Annotated in this window: 3 protein-coding genes; 2 read left to right on the top strand and 1 reads right to left on the bottom strand. The window is 47.1% G+C overall.

All coding sequences use genetic code 11. The features are described from left to right. Nucleotides 1-374: 374 nt before the first annotated feature. Nucleotides 375-887 (top strand): DUF1269 domain-containing protein, encoded by a 513-nt coding sequence (locus PsAD5_RS14270; protein WP_063292610.1) that lies wholly within the window; start codon nucleotides 375-377, stop codon nucleotides 885-887. A gap of 415 nt (nucleotides 888-1302) precedes the next feature. Here the strand turns inward: PsAD5_RS14270 and PsAD5_RS14265 are convergent, their stop codons facing one another. Next, a complete protein-coding gene (locus tag PsAD5_RS14265; RefSeq protein ID WP_063292611.1) occupies nucleotides 1303-2079 on the bottom strand; it encodes a 5'-nucleotidase, lipoprotein e(P4) family in 777 nt (258 codons plus the stop codon). 819 nt (nucleotides 2080-2898) lie between these two features. Between PsAD5_RS14265 and PsAD5_RS14260 the strand changes: the two genes are divergently transcribed. Continuing rightward, a partial coding sequence (locus PsAD5_RS14260) for an IS110 family transposase (RefSeq protein ID WP_153041392.1) occupies nucleotides 2899-3422 on the top strand: 524 nt, incomplete at its 3' end.

Here is a 3422-nt window from a genome sequence, read left to right as displayed (position 1 = left end):
AACGCAGAACTATTCAAAACCGACGCTTGCGCTACCACGCACAAGCCGCTTAACATCAACACGCAATTGGGCCAGACACTCCACTAATCGAAAGCCAATTTTGTCCAACTATCTTTGACGACGGACACTCCGAGTTACGCAGAATAAACAGATGCACACTCTTCAATACAGTTCTGTTAGAAAAACACGCTTTTCCAAAGCTCCCAACATAATTCTAAAATATTCGGCAGTCTGTTAACCAGCTAACAGACACAGCACCTTCATCTGCTCCATAGCTTGCCAGCAAACAACACAGGCCTGTGCGATCGACCAAACCCAATGATCGATGTTCAAGCCTGTTTGCTTGTTTTAAAGACTAAAACAAGGTGATAGAAATGTCTGAATTGATCGTCATTGGCTACGATAATGAAGCAGAAGCAGAAAAAGCACGCAAAGAACTGTTAGAACTACAACACGAGTATATGGTGGAAATTGCAGATGCAGTTGTCGCCAAAGCAAATGAACATGGAAAAATAAAGCTAAACCAGATGGTCAACATGTGGACTGCCGGAGCCGCTGGAGGCGCATTTTGGGGATTGCTGATTGGTCTAATTTTCCTGAACCCTCTTCTAGGTGTCGTTGCCGGGGCGTCAGCCGGAGCACTTGGCGGGGCGCTCAGTGACTATGGTATCAACGACAAGTTCATGAAGGACGTCGCTTCTGTACTAAAACCAGGGCAGGCGGCTTTGTTTATGATGGTCCGCAAGGAAGTATCCGACAAAGTCATTGAAAAGCTTGGTCAACAGGGCGGTCATATCATCCGAACAAATCTTGATCGCTCCAAAGAAAGCTCCCTTCGTGAAGCCTTCGACTCAGCTCATTCTGAAGTTTCAAGTGTAAACGTATAGAATTCAAGAGATAGGGTCGGGTTACCAATGCCTTTGTGGTACTGTGTTGCCTGACCTTTATACGTTAAAGGGCTTGAGTAATCACTTAGTGCAGTCATCATCATGCTCTGAGAAAACAATCAGACACTGCGGGTATACAGCTTTAATATGCGCTTCTAATCCGGGAACAACGCATGTGATGTTTCAATCCTCCTTTTCGATAAAAGAAAATCCTGCACCGTAAACGAACTTCCCAGCTTGTCTTTCTGCGCAGGGCTGTACAAGTGGTGCCATGCTCACCTCATAGACCTTCGAATATTTTCGCAAACCAACAAAGACATGGGTCGCTGACACCACTTGTTCGCATTTTAGTTGGGCATTAAGACCAATCAAACACAGGAAAATCTAGCGATTTGAAAAAGATAAATGGATCTAGTCACCATTTTTCAATGATGGTCTCATCGCTCCATGTTGTCAAAGGAGCTTCGGACCATGTGCCGTACGCGGTGTTAGGGAAAACGATCCACTCTGTACCCCATTTAGCGGCACTCTCATCGACAAGAGATTTCTGGTGATCCAGAGGAGTTTTGCGGAAACCACCGTCGAAGTCATGCAATGTATCTCCCAGCATCAAAACAATCTGGTGATCCTTCCGGACAATCTCACGTCGCTCCACTTTGGGTGGTCCAAGCAGAAGAACAGTCTCGGGGCTGATCTGTGGTAAACCCAGCTCATTCAATGTGGCCAGTGTGTGATCTTTCTGTTTGTCCGAGCGGTCTGAAATATAGCGAATAGCAACCCCCAGTTCATCTGCGTAATTTAAGAACTCCTTTGCTCCAGGGATCAATGTCGGCTTACCATCGCGCTCCCATGGGAGCCAAGTGTCCCATACATCATATGTATGGCAGTTCTTCAGATCACGAGCCAACAGGGTACTATTATCAATCACAGTCTCATCCAGATCAGAAACAATAGCCAGTTTCGAAGGATCATCTGCCGCTTTGACTGCAGCTGCAAGTTTCTGCCTAGCAATGTTATAGGCTTGTCTCTGTAGTGCCCGAACTTCCGCTGATTGCTGCTGGAAACGCAAGCCCATGGTGAACTCCGCAACAGAACAGTCGTTTGAGGAAGCTTCTTGCGCGAAGCTCGCCTGCACCAGTGAACCCAGGATCAAGCAGGTCAGTACGGAAGTCGTGAGGAAGCGTTGTTTCATAAGACTATTCTCTTTCATTGAGCTTTTGCTTTCATGGCTTTGTGAAACTTCACAAAGCCATGATCATGAGGCATACAAAACTCACAATCGATCTTAAACCGTGTTCATAGTCTTATTGACATCGTCTATTGACAGATGGAAACTCCCTTGGCTGCCAAGCGATCAGCATGACACGCTGGAAACAGCGTATCCAGGAGTTCTGGTCACTGCTGCGCTTCATGAGTTCACAACAGCTCGGCAAAGTGGTGAGAGCGAGAAAGGCATTGCAATGAACTGTTAGCAAGAACGTTAGAATACACCGGCAAGAGGGAGAAGCTATTTTAAACCTCACGTTAAGCGACACCCACTTCCAATAGAGAACGTTACACTAGCTCGTTAATGGCAGGTAACAAGTTTCTAAAAACTCTTGAGAATTGAAAACTGGCGACAGCCTTCAAAGAAGTCAATGCTTTTTCTCGTGTTAATCTGAAAGAGTATCAGCAGCAGCTAAGATGGGTGAAATTCGGCTTTCAAACGCTCTCATTAGCTTCCATAGAGTTCCCTATCGAAGCCTTATGGATAGATCGATTGAATTGAATAAGGGAGTGGTTTGCCCCAAAATCCTCCGACTGGAGTGAGAAAAGAGGCAGAACGGCACGCTACATGAATGGCTGTTTAGAGAATTGCAAACCCTTCATGAAGATAGCTGAAGACGCTTGTATGAAGGCTGCCTCAACTATTGATTGATCTGTGTGAAGGTCCGGTAATGGGATGGACCGCCTGCTCCCCTAAGGGGCAGGCTCTATAGTGATCCTGTTCTCATGAAACCGGAGCAGTCCCATGACCACAGAACTTCTTTCCGTCGGCATCGACATTGGCAAAGATACATTACACATCGTTGGGTTCAATGATGATGGTAGCTACGCTTTTCGGAAAAAGATCAGGCGTTTGTCCCTCGTGGCTACGTTCGAGAAGTTGCCGCGTTGTATTGTGGGCATGGAAGCGTGCATGAGTGCGCATTTTGTTAGCCGAACATTGCGCAAACTGGGGTTCGATCCCCGTATCATCGCCGCCAAATACACCAAGCCTTTCGTCAAAGGCCAGAAGAACGATTACAACGATGCTGAAGCTGTGGCCGAGGCCGTGCTGCGGCCCAATTTGAATTACGTGCAGGAAAAGAGCCAGGATCAGCTCGGTCTGCAAGCCCTGCATCGAGTTCGATCCCGATTGGTCTCGCGTCGTACCGCCACCATCAACCAGATCCGGGCCTTCCTGTTAGAGCAAGGAATTGCGGTGCGCACAGGTAGTAGCAGTTTGAGAAACTCTCTGTTCGCCATTCTCGACAATCGCGCCAATGAGATTTC

This window comes from Pseudovibrio sp. Ad5 (assembly GCF_001623095.1).
Lineage (GTDB): Bacteria > Pseudomonadota > Alphaproteobacteria > Rhizobiales > Stappiaceae > Pseudovibrio.
This window is presented reverse-complemented; position numbering and strand designations above follow the sequence as displayed.

What these genes read in the sequence shown, in the direction of transcription:
- PsAD5_RS14265 (WP_063292611.1), bottom strand. Translation starts at nt 2,079, where the DNA reads ATGAAACAACGCTTCCTCACGACTTCCGTACTGACCTGCTTGATCCTG.
- PsAD5_RS14270 (WP_063292610.1), top strand. Translation starts at nt 375, where the DNA reads ATGTCTGAATTGATCGTCATTGGCTACGATAATGAAGCAGAAGCAGAA.